The following is an 18,281-nucleotide window of genomic DNA, read 5'->3' as shown; positions in this document are numbered from 1 at the left end:
GTCATTCAGCGCTTGTTGTATCTGATTGACTTGCTTGGCTTTCTATCAAAGGAAGTGTCAAGTTAAACTGAGAGCCTTTACCTAATGTAGAGTGTGCAGTTAGTGCGCCGTGGTGGGCTTCCGCAATGGCTTTTGCGATAGACAAACCTAACCCCATTCCATTGCCTTTGCGTTTTAACCTAACAAAGCGTTCAAACACGTGCTGCAAATCACTTGAAGAAATGCCTTCACCGCAATCAATGACTGATACATTGATATTCTGGTCTTCGCTTTCAACACGCAGCGAAATGGGTGTATCTGGATAGGAGTATTTGTGCGCGTTCTCAATAAGAATGGTTAGTGCCTGCGAAATTCTGTCACTGTCGATAAGCACTTGCGCTTTTTCTTTAGCAAGCCATTTAATATCTAGGTTTCTGGGCTTTGTAAGTTTTTGCCACGATGGCATGTTTTGAGTAAGCAGGCTGTGTAAGTCCGATTTTACCAAATCCACCGTAAATTCGTGCATCTCGGCCCGCGCCAGTAGCAGTAAGTCATCCACTAATTTACTTAAGTTAACCGCTTGCTCTAGTATGGTCTCCAGCGTTTCTTTGTAAATCTCATTGCTCGCTGCTGCTTGTCTGAGGGTTACCTGCGCTTCGCCGCGTATAATAGTTAGCGGCGTACGCAATTCGTGGCTAACATCGGCCATAAACTGACGACGCTTTGCGTCTTGCTTAGTTAGCTTGTCATTTGCTTCTTTTAGCGCGCGAGTACGGCTCTCCACTTCAAACTCTAAATGCTTGCGATGGGCATCTGCCTGATCTTCATGCTCCTGTAGTCGCGCAATCATAGAGTTAAGCGCTTTCACCAAGTCAGTAAATTCGCTGTCTAGGGTTTCAGGCAAGCGATAGTGATAATTTCCTGATGCGATAGCATCAGTACCAGTACGAATGACTGTAAGGGGTGAATAAAGGGCATTGAATAGCCAGTAGCAACCCAGCAAAATGAAGGGGCAGGTGATAAGGCCCAAACTAATCGTAAACCATACAATGCTGGTGTTAAGTGTTTCGATGCTAGCGTTAATACGCGATACCACACCTGTTTGTCTATTTACAGCAGAGTTAATGGCTTCTCTAAACTGATTGTCGATGGTGACTTCTAATAATGTTTGAAGGCGCTGCTGCTGGTTGAGTGGGGTGCTATCGTTAGAAAGCGCAATAGCCCTAAATTCTGCCACTATGCTTTGAATGAGTGCTTCGAGTTCATCAGTGTCCTCTACGCTGCCAAGCGTTGCTTCAACTCCTAAGGCTTCACGCTGCGCGAGTTCTAGCGATGTTATCCGATTTAATGCGTTTTCTATTTGCTGTTGCTTGTTTCTAACTTTGGCTTGGTTCGCATTTTTTCCAAATATAAGCTCGTCTGTCAGCTGTTTAAAAAGCCTGTAGGAAACACTCGATAGCTGTTGATGCTCTGACAGTAACGACTGGGCAAGCTGTGCCTGGGTTAGATTAGTACGGGTTAAATGTGCCGAGATTGCGGCACTTGCCAAGGCTATTAACAAGATAAATGTAGATAACAACCCAAAAAGATAAAGTTTGCGTTTGTACATGGCAACGACATTGTATTTGTTTGCCACTATATACGCTTAATATAATGTATTGGTGCAGTTTTATTGGTTTTAAAGGCGGCTGGCAGGCGTGTGAACTTTATAAGGCGGCTAAGGCGATATCAGTTTGGTACTTAAGCTCAGCATCTATTTTCCAGTGCTCTGGGCTCCAACCTGATAAGAACCGATAAAAGTCAGCGCAGGCAAAAGGGTACAGCTTTTTCCATTCGGTAATAACGTGCTCAATATCACTGCTTTTGAAGTAAAAAGGGGGAGCATGATTTGACGAGCGAGCTTGTAGTGCGTCTTCTAGTGCAAGGAAATACGTATTAAGTAAAGCGTCCCGATGGGCAATATGGGTCTCAGTGGGTAATGCACTTCCCAAAAAGTAAGCCACATCTTTTATGCCGACACCAAAACCTACATACTGAAAGTCGACGGCGGCACAGGCGGAAAAATCTTCAGTAAAACAAAAGTTAGCCACTTTAGCATCGCCATGTACTAACGTTTGATAGTTAGCACTATCTAAAGTTCTAGCAATGGCCAAGGCGTTTTGTTTTAACAGACCCTCTGGCATGGCTTGAAACTCATCTTCACGTGTAGCTAAGTGCCAATAAGTACCCTCGCTCCACAACTGTATATTTCGGTTTTCAAATTCACTTCTTACATTAAGAAAGCGCGCGTGAAAGTGAGCTAACCATTTTAGAACGGTTTCGCATTGTACTGAAGTAAGTGAAGAGGCTGTGCGTGAGTAGCCAGTGTGCGCTAAATCTTCCATAACCAGAAGGGAGGCTTCGCCCTGCTGGCTGTGTGCTATGTATCTAGCTGTTGGAAAGCAGGCATCAGTTTGCTTTTGAACTCGGCTATAAAAACAGTTCTCTACCGCAAAAGATTGGCATTTTCGGTTGTGGCTTGCCTCGCCGTTCCAACCTTTGGGGTGTGAAAGGGTGTTTGGCGGTGTGGCGCATTTTACTACAACCTTAGTAACTGGTTGGTAGTTGGCTTTGGGTAGGGTAGTTGAGCTATTTTGTACGTGCTGGATTTCATCTCTACAAGTAGCGCTAACATTGTTATTGGCTTTTGCGGTGCCGTCACTAGAATAGCTTAGTGTGGCACGAAAACACGCACCATAGCCACTCCAAAGAGGCTGGATTAGTTGCGTATTTAATACCCTGGCATTACACACTTGGCTTAACCAATCTATATATTGCTGGTCTACCGTGTCTGACATTTCATTCTCAATTCGAACTAAATTTCAAAAGTACACTAACAAACAAAAAAGCCGCTCGAAAGCGGCTTTTATTCATGGGCTAGTCAACCACTAGCAACTGAGATTTATTCAGCCGCTGCTGGCGCTTCAGCAACGTCACTTACTGCTTGAGGAAGTGTTGTAGTTGCTGATGCTCGCGAGTTGGCGTACGACATGGCCGCAGTTTTTCCTGATACTATTAGTGCAGGACGTGCATCGTCAGCTTTTGCAGTAAGCACAACATCAACAAACGTGTCGTTCACTTGCGCTGGCAATGCCATAGGATGAGATGCGCCACGCTTACCCTTACCGCTAGCTGCTAGGCTATTTAAAGCGGGTGCTGCCTTTACAGTACGTTGCTCTTTAGCCGTCGTATCAGCTGCTTTTGCTTCTTGCGCTGGTGCTTCCGGTTTTGATGGCGCATCTGCCAAGTTAATTTCAACTTGTTCTGGAGATGCTGCTTCACCTTTAGCTTCTGACACTGCGCTTGAAGTCTCAGTATCAGCAGTCTCATCCGTAGCTTCAGTGTCTGCTGCAGACGTGGTGTCTTCAGATGCACTTGCTTGCTCAGTACTTTGAGCTTCTTTGGGCTGCTCGGCTTCAGTGGTAGCGTTTTCTTCTGCTGAAGTTTCTTCAGTAGTAGAAGGTTTATCTTCTGAAGGCTCTTCACCCGCTGAAGCTTTATCACTCGCTGAAGCTTTATCATCCGCTGAAGCTTTATCACCCGCTGAAGCTTTATCACCCGCTGAAGCTTTATCACCCGCTGAAGGCTCTGCATCAAACTGAAGTTCGTCCTGAACGGCTTCAACATCAAGCTTGGCTTTTTCTTGCTTGCCTTGGTTAGAAACAGGCTGTTCGTCAGCTGGCGCTAGTTGACCAGGCTCCTGTGCTTGCGTTTCTTCAACAACAGGGGCGTCAGCTTTAGCTGTCGCTTCAACTTCAGCCTCTGGAGCTTGCGGTGAAAGCTCGCCAGGTTGCTTAGCTTGAGTGTCTGCATCGTCAACTTGCTGCGCTTCTTTCTTACGACGTTGACCTGCAGCACGAACATGGCGAGGTGAACGGCGCGAACGACCACGACCTTCACGTTTTTGACCTTGTTCTTCACTATTGGCTTCACTGCTCGCATCAGTAGTCGCTTCAACAGCTTCATTAGCTACAGAAGTTTGACTATCACTCTTCGTCGCCTCCGATTGAGCCACTACTGGTTTAGCGTCTACAGGCTTTTCAGCTACTTGTTGTTCCGCTTGCGGCGCTGGTTTGTTAGCGTCCTGCTTTGACTCAACATTATTTTCAGCTGGCGCCTGCGTTTTTTCTACTTTAGATGACTTAGGTTTTGCATCAGCTTTTGGCTTCTGCTGTACCTGTGCTTCTTTCGGCGCAGGGGCTGTTTGAGCGTCATTTTGTTCTGTAGTATTTACGGCAGTGTCATCTTTTTTCACACGAACGCTACGGCGCTTGTCACGACGTTTTCTGCGTTCAGCCACTTCACGCTTCTTCTGCGCTTGGTTTTCTTGCTGTTCGCCATCTTGCTTCTCGTGCTTAGGCTTTTGCTGTTCATCGCGAGGCTGTTGCGCTTTACGCGGCTTACGGCCTTTGTTATTGCGTTTTTCGTCTTGGTCCTGACGCTGATCTTTTCGCTGGTCTTGATTCTGATCTCTTCGCTGATCGCCGCGAGCTTTGCGATTATCTTTCTGCTCGCCATCACGGTTTTGATCTTTATCTTGGTCTCGGCCTCTAGACTGGCTGCCACGACGGTTGTTTTTATTACGCGGCTTGCGACGACGGTCGTCGTTATTGCGAGTGCGGTTGTTTCTATTTTGGTTACCAGACTTTGCTTTCTTGTCTTTATTGGTTTCTTCTTCGCTTTCGCTACCAAATAAGTCACTAATCCATTTGCCGAAACGTGCGAACAACGAAGGCACATCGTCAGCTTTCTTCGCTGGCTCTTCTTTCGGCGCCACAACAGGTGCAGCCGTTGGCGCAACAAGGCCTTTAAGCGCTGGTTCTTCGCGTTTAACTGGTGCCGTAGTCGTCGTTTCTGTTTCAGCTTCTACTGCAGGCATTAACTCTACGTTGTAGCTTGAGTCAGACACAACGTCATCCGGACGTCTACGCAACACCTGGTAATGAGGTGTATCCAAGTTTGCATTAGGAATAAGCAATAAATCTACGCCGTGACGCTTTTCAAGAAGCTGAATTGACTTACGCTTTTCGTTAAGTAGATAGGTCGCAACTGGAACAGGCAACTGTGCCTCAATTTGCCCTGTATTTTCTTTGATGCTTTCTTCTTCCAAAATACGAAGAATAGACAATGCTAAAGATTCGGTTCCGCGAATAGTGCCGTGACCAGAGCAGCGTGGACACACATGGTGCGCTGATTCACCTAGAGAAGGGCGTAAACGCTGGCGAGACATTTCTAAAAGACCAAAGCGAGAAATGCGACCAAGTTGTACACGGGCTCTGTCGCTTCTTACCGCGTCTTTCATGCGGTTTTCAACTTCACGTTGGTGACGTACTGGTGTCATGTCGATGAAGTCAATAACTACCAAACCACCTAAATCGCGAAGACGCAACTGACGAGCAATTTCGTCTGCCGCTTCTAAGTTAGTATTAAGCGCAGTCTCTTCAATATCACCGCCCTTAGTTGCGCGGGCAGAGTTGATATCAATAGATGTTAGTGCTTCAGTAGGGTCGATAACAATTGAGCCGCCAGATGGTAAACGCACTTCGCGTTGGAACGCAGACTCAATTTGGCTTTCGATTTGATAGTGGCTGAATAGTGGTACTTCACCACGATAAAGCTTTACACGATTTGCAAAGTCAGGGCGCACTAGCTGAATGTGCTGTAGCGCTTGCTCATAAATGCTGGTTTTATCGATAAGGATTTCGCCGATATCGCGACGTAGATAGTCACGAATAGCGCGCACAATAACGTTACTTTCTTGGTGAATTAAGAAAGGAGCTTCGCGCTCTTCAGCTACCTCTGAAATCGCTTCCCAGTGTTTAAGCAGAACTTTTAAATCCCACTCTAATTCTTCGAACGACTTACCTACACCGGCAGTACGCACAATTAGGCCCATACCTTCAGGAAGGTCTAATTTACTTAGTGATTCTTTAAGCTCAGTACGCTCGTCGCCTTCAATACGACGAGAGATGCCGCCAGCGCGTGGATTATTCGGCATAAGCACCAAATAGCTACCCGCAAGCGATAGGAATGTAGTTAAAGCCGCGCCTTTTTGGCCGCGCTCTTCTTTGTCGATTTGAATAATAACTTCTTGGCCTTCCTTAATCACATCTTTGATGTTTGGACGGCCTTCGAATTTGTAACCTTTAGGGAAATAAGTGCGGGCAATTTCTTTTAGAGGGAGGAAACCGTGACGCTCTGCGCCGTAGTCGACAAAAGCAGCTTCTAAGCTTGGTTCAACGCGGGTAATTTTACCCTTGTAGATGTTCGCTTTTTTCTGCTCGTGCCCTGGGCTTTCAATATCTAAATCGTACAACCGTTGCCCATCAACAAGGGCAACGCGCAACTCTTCTTGCTGAGTTGCATTAATTAACATTCTTTTCATTGTATCTAACTCTGTTTTAGTACAGCCGTTAAGACACAAAATTAAAGTGACATGTGCAAACCCTCACCGCGCAACCTCACGGCTGGACGGGGACCTTGTTGTTGCGTCGCATTATCCCTGGTGGTTGGCCATGTTAGCACCTTTTTTAGCGCTTAATTTTAACTGTTTTCACTTGTGTCTTATTTTCAGACAAAATCGCAAGCGAATTGCAATGGCCACACTGCTTTAAGGATGTCGGGAGCGACTAGCCCTTATTACTGTATTCTTTTTTACGAGCATTTTTATATGCTCGCTAGTCATTTAATTCTGTTAGTTAACGGCAAACTTATTTTATGTTCGCAAGCAATGGCGGTTGCTTTATCACGGCAGTGTAGTCGTTGCCTCTCTAGCTTGGTTGGTCTGAAAAATATTTTTTCATTGCGGATGCTACCAACGCGAACGCCATACTTTTTCGTTTTACAAGTGTGAGTAGCATCGTCGTTCTTTATAGATTGCTATCTCGTTCTCGTTTGTTGTTTTTATAACGCTGAGTTTCACGTTTCTGAAAGGGCGTTTTTTTACCACTTACTATCAAAAACTAAATTGTGAATATTACCGTTCAAAAAACGTCGTTAATTATCGCACCAAAACTGCAAATTTAGCAAGGAAAGCAAGTGAATAAATTGTGTATATCTCAATAAGTAGGCTGTGTACTGAGCACAGACGAATGACAAAAAATTGCCTTTGGTTAAAATTGCGACGATAAATGCTTTTTTCAAATATTTATCACTTTCAATTAGCCCAGAGAAATACCAATGAGGTATACTCTGGGCATGAAAGAAGAAGCCCCCAAAAAAGTACGTTTTGTAACGGTTGAAGCCGATTTGGCTGGTCAACGTATCGATAACTTTTTGCGTACGCAGTTAAAAGGCGTGCCTAAAAGTATGATCTATCGCATTTTACGCAAAGGTGAAGTGCGGGTGAATAAAGGTCGTGTTAAGCCTGAATACAAGTTACAAGCCGACGATTTAATCAGAATTCCACCGGTTCGCGTGTCGGAAGGTGCACCTGCGCCATCACCTAAGCTCGATAAAATTGCAGCGCTTGAGTCGCACATTCTTTTCGAAGACGATCGTATACTTGTTATCAACAAGCCATCGGGAATGGCAGTTCACGGAGGAAGTGGCTTGAGTTTTGGTTTAATCGAAGGCTTAAGAGCCTTGCGTCCCGATGCCAAATTTATGGAATTGGTACACCGATTAGACCGTGACACGTCGGGCTGCATTTTAATCGCTAAGAAGCGTTCTGCCCTTCGACACATGCACGAGCAACTTCGCACGGGTAAAATGGACAAGCGTTATAATGCGCTGGTTGCAGGCGAATGGCCTAAAAGCCGATTTAAAGTAAAAGTACCACTTCGTAAGAATGTACTCCAATCGGGCGAGCGCATGGTAAGTGTAAGTGATGATGGTAAGCCGTCTGAAACGCGCTATCGCATATTAGAAGAGTACGCAGGAGCTACCCTAGTTGAGGCATCGCCTATTACAGGCAGAACTCACCAAATTCGCGTTCACTGCTTACATGCGGGTCATCCCATTGCTTGTGACCCTAAGTACGGAGATGCAGATTTTGACGCGGCAATGCGCCAGAAAGGGCTGAATAGACTTTTCCTTCACGCTCGCAGTATTTCACTTATACATCCTGCGACAGAAGAGCGGGTGACTTTTACTGCACCCTTGGACGACACTCTCTCAAATACACTTAAAGCGCTGTAATTTATGCATTCAAAGAACCAGGCTGTGGAAACACAGCCTTTCACTTCGTTAGATGAAAAACTACCTAAGTACAAACTTGTTATCTTTGATTGGGATGGCACGCTCATGGATTCGGCGGCAAAAATTGTTAGCTGCATGCAGCTTGCCGCAAAGCAGTGTGATATGCCTGTTCCTACCTACGATGAAGTAGGCCACATTATTGGCATAAGTTTAAAGCCCGCCATCAAGCAACTTTTTAAAATTGAAGAAGATGAATTAGCTGAACGTTTAGTCGCTGCATATAAAGAAGCGTTTGTTACTCGAGATATAACACCGTGCCCATTATTTAACGGCGTGGAACAGTTACTCGCTAATTTGAAAAAAGCAGGATGTACACTGGCCGTGGCGACGGGAAAAGCGCGCCGCGGACTTGACCGAGCTTGGTTACAAACTGAAACGGGCAGGTTTTTCAGTGCGTCACGCACCGCCGACGAGGCAGAATCAAAGCCTTCGCCCGACATGCTGCTGCAGTTACTTGATGAACTGGGCTTTGAAATCGAAGATGCAGTGATGATTGGCGACACAACCTACGACATGCAAATGGCGAAAACGATTGGTATGGATAGAATAGGGGTGTCATACGGTGTGCATGCGCAGGTTCATTTAGAAGCGTTGTTACCTGTGGCACTTGTGCACTCTATAAGTGAACTAGAAACAGCGCTACTTAAATAGCGCTGTTTTTATAGAACTACTTTGATAGTGCTGCTCTTACAGAATTAGTGGCTTACTGTGCAGCCATTGCTAATAAATCCACATCGAAGTGTACGCCCAGTAATTCATTTAGCAGCATTATCGGAAGACCTATTAAACTGTTAGGGTCACGGCTTTGTATTTTATCGAACAGTAATACGCCCAAACCTTCGCTTTTAAAACTGCCGGCGCAATCAAGTGGTTGCTCTTTATCTACATAGGCGCGAATGGCAGCTTCACTGTTATGGCGAAAGAAAACGCGTGTTTCATCTACCTGTGTTATCGTTTTATTGGAGCTAGGCTGATAAAGGCAAAGTGCAGTATAAAATGACACTTGCTTACCTTGGCATGCCAGTAGCTGGTTTACTGCATTTTCGACCGTACCTGGTTTGCCGAGTAGCTGCGGGCCCGCATCGGTTTGTACCAAAGCCACTTGGTCGCTACCAATAATAATGGTGTCGCTATTTACTCTTTCTAATTCAGCGGCAACCTTGTGCGCCTTTTGTTCGGCCAAACGTAAACTCAATGCCGTAGGACTTTCGTTTGCAAAGGGCGTTTCGTCAATATCTGGTGCGTGGGTGTCTACCTGAATACCAATGTTGGCAAGTAACATTTTTCGGTATTGGGATGATGAGGCGAGAACAAGGGAGGCCACAATTACTCCTTTTATAAAATCAACATGTTGCGTACTTTCAGTTAATAGCGCAATGTTACATTATCACAGCGTGCGACATACAGTGTTTTATTATAGGTTAAAACGCAATTTTGCTTTGACAGGAAGGGGTTGACCCTATATCATGCGCGCCCTATGCAGAAAGTGAAACTCCCTCATTCGGTTGAACCGACTAAAAGTGCCATGAAACGTTCCGATTACCGGGGCGTGATTGCGTCTAAAGATATGGAACGATTGAGTGAAGCAGTTGTCCGATGCAATGACTATGTGGACGCAGAAGTACAGTTCGAAAAAGACGCGCAGGGTCTTACTGTCTTTCACGGCCATCTAGCCACGCAGGTAACACTTATCTGTCAAAGGTGTAATGGTGAACTCGATTATCCCGTGGAAGCGGAATTCTGTTTTACTCCAGTGCAGGGAGAAGAACAGGAAAGCGATGACATCATTCCCGAGGCTTACGAACCGGTAGAGGTCAACGACCACGGAGAAGTTAATCTGCTTCAAATTTTTGAAGACGAGCTACTGTTATCTTTGCCAATTGTGCCCCTTCATGCAGAGTCGGAGTGTACAGTGAAGCAAGACGATATGTCGTTTGGAAAGATTGAACCGGAACAAGAGCGACAAAACCCTTTCGCGGTTTTGAAAGAACTTAAGCGAGACCAGGAGTAAGTTATGGCAGTACAACAAAATCGTAAAACGCGTTCTAAGCGCGGTATGCGTCGCTCACACGATGCATTGACAGGCGCGACTTTGTCTGTCGATTCAACGTCGGGCGAAACTCACCGTCGTCACCACGTGACCGCTGACGGTTATTACAAAGGCAAGAAAGTAATCGGCGCGTAATACGGCGACTACATTTTGTCTAAACTAACCATCGCGTTAGATATCATGGGGGGCGATCATGGTCCCCCTGTTATCCTTCCCGCAGCCGTAAAGGCTATTCAACTTCACCCAGACGTGCACTTCACGCTATGCGGTGATGAAGATACCATCAAAGCAGGTATACAGCCCCTTACCAACACTGAACGCAACCGCGTTACTATTGTGCATTGCTCACAAGTGGTTGAGATGGGCGAAGCGCCAACGTCAGCGCTACGAAACAAAAAAGATTCTTCTATGCGTCGCGTTATTGAACTTGTCGAAAGTGGCGAGGCAAACGCGTGCGTAAGCGCAGGTAATACCGGTGCACTGCTTACCTTATCATTCTATTTGCTTAAAACCTTATCAGGTATTGATAGGCCCGCACTCATTAATATGATGCCTACAACAGGGCACCATAACGTATTTCTTTTAGATTTAGGCGCTAACGTGAACTGTACGCCTGAAATTCTTTTCCAGTACGGTGTTATGGGTTCAGTGCTTGCACAAGAAGTCGCGGGCATAGCATCGCCACGGGTTGCCTTATTGAACGTTGGCGAAGAAGATATTAAAGGTAACGCTCAGGTAAAATCTGCCGACCAGCTTTTTAAAGACGCGCCAGGCATAAACTATATTGGCTACGTTGAAGGTGACGACATTTTCACCGATCATGCCGATGTGGTGGTTACAGACGGTTTTACCGGAAACGTGGCGCTTAAATCGAGCGAAGGGCTGGCTAAGTTAGTGATAAACGAAGTAAAACGCCAGTCTCAGAAAAACTTTTATACCCGATTATTAGCAAAAATTGCCTTCCCATTACTGAAATCTATCTATAACAGCGTGAACCCCGACCAGTATAACGGTGCGAGTCTGATAGGATTGCGCGGCATTGTTATCAAGAGTCACGGAAATGCACAAAAAGACGCCTTTTATTACGCCATCGTGCAAGCAATGAAAGAAGCAAAAATGCATTTGCCTGAAAAGATAAAGACAAAGATAGAAACGGTATTGTTGGAGCAGCTTTGAGCAAATATTCACGCTTTATAGGAACAGGTAGCTATTATCCCAGCGACGTGCGTACAAACGCAGATTTAGAGCAAATGGTGGACACCAGTGACGAATGGATCACTGACCGTACCGGGATAAAAGAGCGACGCATTATTGGAGCAGATGAAACCGCTGCTACCATGGGGGCAGAAGCCAGTAAAAAAGCCATCGAAATGGCTGGCATTGACCCGAAATCTATCGACATGATTGTGTGCGCTACCACGAGTGGTCGCTATGCGCTTCCAAGCACAGCATGTGAAATTCAACGCATTCTTGATTTAGACGGTATTCCAGCATTTGACGTGGCTGCTGCATGCGCAGGCTATTGTTATGCGTTAAGCGTAGCCGACCAGTACATCAAATCGGGAATGGCTAAACGCATTCTTGTGATCGGAACCGACTGCCTAAGCCGTCTAATAGACCCAGAAGACAGAACTATGGTCATTCTGTTTGGTGATGCAGCAGGTGCGACCATTATAGAAGCCAGTGATGAACCTGGTATTTTATCTACACATATTCATGCCGCAGGTTCATACGGCGACTTGTTGTACGTAGGTAATCCAACCCGTGGTGATGAGCAGTCAGTTCACGAAAACTGGGGTGTAATGCGCGGTAACGAAGTCTTTAAAGTTGCGGTAACCAAGCTTTCAGAAGTGGTTGAACAAACACTTGCTGCGAACGGTATGCAAAAATCTGATCTTGACTGGTTAGTACCTCACCAAGCAAACTTTAGAATTATTAAAGCGACAGCTAAAAAGCTAAATATGTCTCTTGATCAAGTTGTGCTTACGTTAGAGCAGTATGGCAATACCTCTGCTGCTACCGTGCCAACAGCGCTTGATACCGCTATCAGAGACGGCCGCATTCAACGCGGACAGCATTTATTACTAGAAGCATTCGGAGGCGGATTTGCTTGGGCGTCAGCGCTTGTTCGCTATTAGCCCTTCTGAGATTTGCCCTGTTATAGGGCATTCCAACTTCGACGTTTTCTCGTTTCTAGTAAATTAAAAATAATAAGGAATCGACATGACAAAGACAGCCTGTGTATTTCCAGGACAAGGTTCTCAAAGCGTAGGTATGCTAAAGGAACTTGCTGAAACTTCTCCGATTATCGAAGCAACGTTTAAAGAAGCCTCTGACGCGCTCGGCTACGACCTGTGGGATTTAGTCCAAAATGATACAGACGGTAAACTTAACGAAACCCATATTACGCAGCCAGCGTTGCTTGCTGCTAGCGTAGCAATTTGGCGTGTTATTCGCGAGCAGGGCATCGATGTAGATTACCTAGCGGGTCACAGCCTTGGTGAGTACTCAGCATTAGTATGTGGCGGCGCCATGGATTTTGCTGATGCTATCAAGCTTGTGGAAGCCCGTGGTAAATATATGCAAGAAGCTGTACCAGCAGGTGCAGGTGCCATGTATGCCATTATCGGATTAGACGATGCCGCCATTGCTGATATTTGTCAGCAAACTGCTATTGCTACAGGCGATGTGGTTGCACCAGTTAACTTTAACTCTCCAGGCCAAGTGGTTATTGCAGGGGAAAAGAACGCCGCCGAGCAAGCTGCTAATGCGTGTAAAGAAGCGGGCGCTAAGCGCGCACTTCCTCTTGCGGTGAGCGTTCCTTCACACTGTGAGTTAATGCGTCCTGCAGCAGACAAGTTAGAAGACGCGTTATCGTCATTGAACGTTAATGAGCCTGCAATCAATATCGTGAATAATGTTGATGTCACTATTGAAACCCAAGGTGATGCAATCAAGAACGCGTTAGTGAGACAGCTTTATTGCCCCGTTCAATGGACGCGTACTGTTGAATACTTGGCGGCAGCGGGTGTTGAGCGCGTTATTGAAGTAGGTCCTGGTAAAGTACTTACCGGATTGAACAAACGTATCGACAAGAGCCTAGAATCTCTTGCAGTTAATACACCTGATGGTGTTGAAGCATTAAAACAATAAGGAAACGCAATGAGTCAATTAGACGGTAAAATTGCGCTTGTTACCGGCGCAAGCCGAGGTATAGGCAAAGCGATTGCCACGCAGCTTGCTCAGCAAGGTGCTACGGTTATCGGTACTGCAACTAGTGAAAACGGTGCGCAAACAATCAGCGACTATCTTTCTGAGTTTGGCGGCAAGGGCTTTGCGCTAAATGTCACCGACAAAGAAAGCGTTGATACAACATTAAAAGCAATTAACGAAGCTTTTGGTAGCATTGATATCTTGGTCAATAATGCAGGTATTACACGTGATAATCTGCTAATGCGCATGAAAGATGACGAGTGGCAGGATATTATCGACACTAACTTAACCTCTATTTTTACAATGTCAAAAGCGGTACTTCGCGGTATGATGAAGAAGCGTTGTGGTCGCATTGTAAATATCGGTTCTGTAGTGGGTAGTGTGGGCAATGCTGGCCAAGCAAACTATGCTGCAGCGAAAGCAGGGGTTATTGGTTTTTCTAAATCGATGGCTCGTGAAGTAGCTTCTCGTGGTATTACAATCAACGTTGTGGCACCTGGTTTTATCGATACCGATATGACAAAAGCACTGACCGATGACCAAAAAGAAGCCATTTTCAAAGACATTCCGGCGAACCGCTTAGGTGCGCCTGATGAAATTGCAGCCACTGTTGCCTTTTTAGTGAGCGATGGTGCAGCCTATATTACAGGCGAAACCATCCACGTAAATGGTGGTATGTATATGGGGTAAATTCGCAAAAATTGCGAATTTTCCCTAGTTTGGGGTGGTATTTACCCGAACTTGGATGTAAAAATAGTATTTTACGAATTTCGAATGTCGCTGGTTTGACCAGAAAATTTGTTTAAACTGGTGCTTGCAAGGATGCACCTTGCAAAATAAACTAGCGGCACTTTTATTATCTAGTGACGTTTAAGGGAAACCTAGAATTATGAGTAACATTGAAGAACGCGTTAAGAAAATCATCGTTGAACAACTTGGCGTGAAAGAAGAAGAAGTAAAAGCAGAAGCTTCATTCGTTGACGATTTAGGCGCTGATTCACTTGACACTGTTGAGCTAGTGATGGCTTTGGAAGAAGAATTCGACACTGAAATTCCTGACGAAGAAGCAGAAAAAATTACTACTGTTCAGTCTGCAATTGACTACATCAACGCTAACAAAGACGCTTAAGTCTTAAGTAGCGACAAAGCGGCTCTTCTTACAGAGCCGTTTTTGTATCTCCTACCTTAGTTCCAAAGCGAGGGCTTTTTGTGACAAAACGTCGCGTAGTGGTTACTGGTCTTGGAATGCTTTCACCATTAGGTCTTAATAGCGAAGACACATGGCGCAAACTGCTCGCGGGCGAAAGCGGCATTGGTGAAATCACCCATTTCGATTGTAGTAACTATTCAACCCGTTTCGCAGGTCAAATTAACGATTTTGATCCGCAGGAATACATTGAAAAGAAAGAAACCAAGAAGATGGACCGCTTTATCCAATTGGGTATTGCAGCAGGCAAACAAGCTTTGGTCGATTCTGGTTTAACTGTTTCACAAGATAATGCGCATCGCGTAGGTGTGGCTATTGGTTCAGGTATTGGTGGTTTAGAGCAAATTGAACAAAACCATTTAAAACTGACAAATAGTGGACCTAAACGCGTATCGCCGTTCTTTGTACCTTCAACTATAACCAACATGATTTCAGGCTTTTTGTCTATCATGGAAGGGTTGAAAGGACCGAATTTAAACGTTGTGACTGCGTGTACGACAGGCGTTCACAACATAGGTATTGCCGCAAGAACCATTGCTTATGGTGATGCTGACGCCATGTTGGCCGGTGGCGCCGAAGCGTCTATCACGCCGTTAGGGATGGCAGGCTTTGCCGCAGCTCGTGCGTTGTCGTCTCGTAATGACGATCCACAGGCAGCAAGCCGCCCATGGGATAAAGACCGTGATGGTTTTGTCATGGGTGAGGGCGCTGGCGTGGTAATGCTGGAAGAATACGAAGCTGCTAAGGCTCGTGGCGCTACTATCTATGCTGAGCTCGTTGGTTTTGGCATGAGCGGTGATGCATACCATATGACTTCACCACCTGAAGATGGTGAAGGTGCTGCCGCGTCTATGCAAAACGCAATAAACGATGCCAAGATGGACGCAAGCGACATCGGCTATGTTAATGCCCATGGTACGTCTACGCCTGCAGGTGACATCGCTGAAGTGGCTGCGGTAAAACGTGTATTTAACGACCACGCTCACAAATTACTTGTTAGCTCTACCAAGTCAATGACAGGTCACTTACTGGGTGCTGCCGGTTCGGTTGAGGCAATTTTCACTATTTTGGCACTACGTGACAAAATGGCGCCGCCAACCATTAACTTGGATGAACCAGGTGAAGGCTGCGACTTAGACTTTGTTGCACACAAAGCCAAAGCATTCAATGAAGACTACGCGCTGTGTAACTCATTCGGGTTTGGCGGTACGAACGGCTCATTGATATTTAAGCGTATCTAATATAGCGTAACTAATATAGCGTAAGCATCACTGATTAAGTGAACTTCACGTAAAGTCAAAAGGCAGCTTCGGCTGCCTTTTGTTGTTTATATGAACAAATGTAACATCGAAGATTGTTCATGTCTGGCTTTCTTTATTGGGGAGTCAAACAATTGGTCACAGCTATAAGTTGTTTGACCAATGCAAGTTGGTATACTTCCCTCAAAGATAGTAACGGCGAACAAGAGTAGGCAGTGATAATTATTCCCAGCGCTACGCCTATTTCATCAAGTGATAGGGCGTTTAATTACGGAGATGGTGTGTTTACCACCTTAATGGTCAACGAACACAAAGTAGAATTACTGCCTTACCATTTATCACGTTTAGAGCACGATACCGCTGCCATCAAACTGGATATCGATATTGATACTCTCGAAGCCGCAATCGCTGAACAGGTTGAAGAAATAAAGAAAGCCTCAGAAGGGAACGCATCGACAAAGTATGTGTTAAAAGTTCACGTTTCTGGTGGTCAAGCGGGTAGAGGCTACGCGCGTAGTGAAGACAGTGAACCATTAATAAGATTTAGTCAGCACGCGTACCCGAGTCATTACGATAGTCTTGCTGATGACGGGGTTACGGCTATATGTGCTCAAACCAGGCTAGCTATCCAGCCACTGCTTGCTGGCGTTAAGCATATGAATAGGCTCGAGCAAGTACTTGTAAAACATGAAGTAGATGAAGCTGGAGCTCACGACGCTATCGTTTGCGACACCCAGGATAGCATTATAGAGGCTAGTGCAGGTAATCTGTTTTTTTATCTTGATGACGAATGGTATACCCCCTCTCTAAAGGGTAGCGGGGTAAATGGTGTTGTAAGGCAGTGTCTTATTGATTCGCTGTTAAACGATAACAGTGTACTTCACGTTGGGAATTACGACCTTTCTTTTTTACGAAAAGCCAGCGCAGTGGTAATTACCAATGCGTTGATGGGAGTAATGCCGGTGAAACAAGTAAGAATGACTGATTTTTCTGTGGTTAATTTTGACGTTAAAAGCGATGCAGTTGCTTGCCTAAAGGCACGTCTTACTAGTGCAATGAAAAGTGGGCAGTAAAAAGTGCACAGTGAAAAGCTGGCAGTAAAAAGTGCACGGTAAAAAAGCGAGTGATAATAAGTAAAGGTAGCCAGCGAAACTAGCTAGCGCTCAAATTGACATTATAGATGCATACAAAAGGGCGAATGCATTCTTAAGTGATTTGAAGAATTAGTCGTAGAACGAAGTAGAATGGAAAATAAAACAATGTACAAAAGGGAAGCCCAAGTATGAAGCGGGCTGTTATTACTTTACTGTCCCTTATTATGGTTGCAGTGATTGGTGCTGCATGTGGCGTTATGTACGTGTCTGGAAAGGTCACTTCTGAATTAACGCTAGAAAATGAAACTTTATTTACCATAAAAAGCGGTAGTAATGCTTATCGCACGGTGAAGTTTTTGCGCGAAGCAGAAATAACTGATGTGCCACCGTTTGTGGCAAAAGTGTGGCTTAAATTTTTTGCAGGCAGCACGTCGGTTAAATCGGGTACATACATGTTACGCCCTGGTCAGTCATTAGTGGATGTATTTACGCTTTTTACTCAAGGTGACGAGCATTTCTTTGCAGTAAGCTTAGTTGAAGGGCTAACCCTCTCTCAATGGATTGAAACTCTTAAGCAAAATCCCAATCTTGTTTTCGATTTAGACGACGACAAATTAGGACAGTTAACCCAAGGTAACGGTGTTGATTGGTGCTGCGAACAGGTATCTCAGACCGAAGGGGTGTATTTGGCTGATACTTACTTTTTTACTAAAGGTACAACAGCCAGTGAATTATTGAAGCGTGCTCACCATGCGCTTATTGAGTTTGTCTCTCTTGAGTGGGAAAAACGGGAAACGGATCTTCCATTAACTACACCTTATGAAGCACTTATTTTGGCGAGTATAATCGAAAAAGAAACGGCAGTACCTGAAGAACGGGACATGATTTCCGGGGTTTTTGTTAATAGACTCAACAAAAACATGCGCCTTCAAACCGACCCGACGGTGATTTATGGTATTGGCCCCACATTCGACGGAAATATTACGCGTAAACACCTTCGAACGGCTACGCCTTATAACACTTACGTTATTAAGGGGTTACCGCCAACGCCAATATCCATGGCTGGCAAGGCGGCGATTCATGCGGCGTTACACCCGCTATCCACAGATGCTTTATATTTTGTAGCGAAAGGTGACGGAAGCCATCAATTCTCTACCTCGCTAGCTGAACACAATGCAGCTGTGCGAAAATACCAGTTAAAACGATAACCCTGCTGTTACAGCTACATAGTGCGTAGCAGT

16 protein-coding genes are annotated in these 18,281 nt (G+C 45.3%); 12 read left to right on the top strand and 4 right to left on the bottom strand.

Features of this window, described 5'->3' with window-relative positions:
* Position 1: 1 nt before the first annotated feature.
* The 3 genes from ACYTPF_RS01545 to rne form a co-directional block, all read right to left on the bottom strand.
* On the bottom strand, positions 2–1,588 hold the full coding sequence (locus tag ACYTPF_RS01545; RefSeq protein ID WP_461851524.1) for a sensor histidine kinase: 1,587 nt from the start codon (positions 1,586–1,588) through the stop codon (positions 2–4).
* A gap of 97 nt (positions 1,589–1,685) precedes the next feature.
* Positions 1,686–2,816, bottom strand: a complete 1,131-nt coding sequence (locus tag ACYTPF_RS01540) for a phosphotransferase (protein WP_461850951.1) — start codon at positions 2,814–2,816, stop codon at positions 1,686–1,688.
* A 104-nt stretch (positions 2,817–2,920) separates the two neighbouring features.
* Positions 2,921–6,403 (bottom strand): ribonuclease E, encoded by a 3,483-nt coding sequence (gene rne, locus ACYTPF_RS01535; RefSeq protein ID WP_461850950.1) that lies wholly within the window; start codon positions 6,401–6,403, stop codon positions 2,921–2,923.
* Positions 6,404–7,215: 812 nt separating this feature from the next.
* Here rne and rluC point away from each other — a divergent pair.
* Together rluC and ACYTPF_RS01525 are read left to right on the top strand one after the other, a co-directional pair.
* Positions 7,216–8,157, top strand: a complete 942-nt coding sequence (gene rluC / locus ACYTPF_RS01530; RefSeq protein ID WP_461851523.1) for a 23S rRNA pseudouridine(955/2504/2580) synthase RluC — start codon at positions 7,216–7,218, stop codon at positions 8,155–8,157.
* A gap of 3 nt (positions 8,158–8,160) precedes the next feature.
* Complete coding sequence (locus ACYTPF_RS01525; RefSeq protein ID WP_461850949.1) at positions 8,161–8,868, top strand: HAD-IA family hydrolase; 708 nt, start codon at positions 8,161–8,163, stop codon at positions 8,866–8,868.
* Positions 8,869–8,920: 52 nt separating this feature from the next.
* Here ACYTPF_RS01525 and ACYTPF_RS01520 read toward each other — a convergent pair whose 3' ends face one another.
* Complete coding sequence (locus ACYTPF_RS01520; RefSeq protein WP_461850948.1) at positions 8,921–9,541, bottom strand: Maf family protein; 621 nt, start codon at positions 9,539–9,541, stop codon at positions 8,921–8,923.
* 153 nt (positions 9,542–9,694) lie between these two features.
* On the opposite strand from ACYTPF_RS01520, the gene yceD reads away from it, so the two are divergent.
* The 10 genes from yceD to mltG all read left to right on the top strand — a co-directional run bounded on the left by yceD (position 9,695) and on the right by mltG (position 18,248).
* Entirely contained in the window at positions 9,695–10,228 is a 534-nt protein-coding gene (yceD, locus tag ACYTPF_RS01515) for a 23S rRNA accumulation protein YceD (protein ID WP_014976324.1), read from the top strand.
* Between the two features lie 3 nt (positions 10,229–10,231).
* The gene (gene rpmF, locus ACYTPF_RS01510) at positions 10,232–10,402 is read left to right on the top strand and encodes a 50S ribosomal protein L32 (RefSeq protein WP_012518206.1); all 171 of its coding nucleotides are present in this window, start codon (positions 10,232–10,234) and stop codon (positions 10,400–10,402) included.
* Between the two features lie 15 nt (positions 10,403–10,417).
* Entirely contained in the window at positions 10,418–11,443 is a 1,026-nt protein-coding gene (plsX, locus tag ACYTPF_RS01505) for a phosphate acyltransferase PlsX (protein WP_136781267.1), read from the top strand.
* Complete coding sequence (locus ACYTPF_RS01500; RefSeq protein WP_071814538.1) at positions 11,440–12,405, top strand: beta-ketoacyl-ACP synthase III; 966 nt, start codon at positions 11,440–11,442, stop codon at positions 12,403–12,405. The genes plsX and ACYTPF_RS01500 overlap by 4 nt, the downstream gene beginning before the upstream one ends.
* Before the next feature lie 85 nt (positions 12,406–12,490).
* Complete coding sequence (gene fabD / locus ACYTPF_RS01495; protein WP_014949213.1) at positions 12,491–13,420, top strand: ACP S-malonyltransferase; 930 nt, start codon at positions 12,491–12,493, stop codon at positions 13,418–13,420.
* Positions 13,421–13,429: 9 nt separating this feature from the next.
* The gene (gene fabG, locus ACYTPF_RS01490; RefSeq protein WP_461850947.1) at positions 13,430–14,170 is read left to right on the top strand and encodes a 3-oxoacyl-ACP reductase FabG; all 741 of its coding nucleotides are present in this window, start codon (positions 13,430–13,432) and stop codon (positions 14,168–14,170) included.
* 199 nt (positions 14,171–14,369) lie between these two features.
* Complete coding sequence (gene acpP / locus ACYTPF_RS01485; protein WP_012518211.1) at positions 14,370–14,609, top strand: acyl carrier protein; 240 nt, start codon at positions 14,370–14,372, stop codon at positions 14,607–14,609.
* An 80-nt stretch (positions 14,610–14,689) separates the two neighbouring features.
* Positions 14,690–15,928 carry a beta-ketoacyl-ACP synthase II gene (gene fabF, locus ACYTPF_RS01480; RefSeq protein WP_461850946.1) on the top strand — a complete coding sequence of 413 codons (1,239 nt, stop codon included), beginning with the start codon at positions 14,690–14,692 and terminating at the stop codon, positions 15,926–15,928.
* A gap of 233 nt (positions 15,929–16,161) precedes the next feature.
* Positions 16,162–17,019 carry an aminodeoxychorismate lyase gene (pabC, locus tag ACYTPF_RS01475; protein WP_461850945.1) on the top strand — a complete coding sequence of 286 codons (858 nt, stop codon included), beginning with the start codon at positions 16,162–16,164 and terminating at the stop codon, positions 17,017–17,019.
* A gap of 209 nt (positions 17,020–17,228) precedes the next feature.
* Complete coding sequence (gene mltG, locus ACYTPF_RS01470) at positions 17,229–18,248, top strand: endolytic transglycosylase MltG (protein WP_461850944.1); 1,020 nt, start codon at positions 17,229–17,231, stop codon at positions 18,246–18,248.
* Positions 18,249–18,281: the final 33 nt, after the last annotated feature.

This window comes from Alteromonas sp. HB246098, assembly GCF_054890645.1.
This window is presented reverse-complemented; position numbering and strand designations above follow the sequence as displayed.

Excerpts from the sequence above, each read along its gene's own strand:
- ACYTPF_RS01545 (WP_461851524.1), bottom strand. The coding sequence starts at position 1,588 with ATGTACAAACGCAAACTTTATCTTTTTGGGTTGTTATCTACATTTATC.
- ACYTPF_RS01540 (WP_461850951.1), bottom strand. The coding sequence starts at position 2,816 with ATGTCAGACACGGTAGACCAGCAATATATAGATTGGTTAAGCCAAGTG.
- rne (WP_461850950.1), bottom strand. The coding sequence starts at position 6,403 with ATGAAAAGAATGTTAATTAATGCAACTCAGCAAGAAGAGTTGCGCGTT.
- rluC (WP_461851523.1), top strand. The coding sequence starts at position 7,216 with ATGAAAGAAGAAGCCCCCAAAAAAGTACGTTTTGTAACGGTTGAAGCC.
- ACYTPF_RS01525 (WP_461850949.1), top strand. The coding sequence starts at position 8,161 with ATGCATTCAAAGAACCAGGCTGTGGAAACACAGCCTTTCACTTCGTTA.
- yceD (WP_014976324.1), top strand. The coding sequence starts at position 9,695 with ATGCAGAAAGTGAAACTCCCTCATTCGGTTGAACCGACTAAAAGTGCC.
- rpmF (WP_012518206.1), top strand. The coding sequence starts at position 10,232 with ATGGCAGTACAACAAAATCGTAAAACGCGTTCTAAGCGCGGTATGCGT.
- fabD (WP_014949213.1), top strand. The coding sequence starts at position 12,491 with ATGACAAAGACAGCCTGTGTATTTCCAGGACAAGGTTCTCAAAGCGTA.
- fabG (WP_461850947.1), top strand. The coding sequence starts at position 13,430 with ATGAGTCAATTAGACGGTAAAATTGCGCTTGTTACCGGCGCAAGCCGA.
- acpP (WP_012518211.1), top strand. The coding sequence starts at position 14,370 with ATGAGTAACATTGAAGAACGCGTTAAGAAAATCATCGTTGAACAACTT.
- mltG (WP_461850944.1), top strand. The coding sequence starts at position 17,229 with ATGAAGCGGGCTGTTATTACTTTACTGTCCCTTATTATGGTTGCAGTG.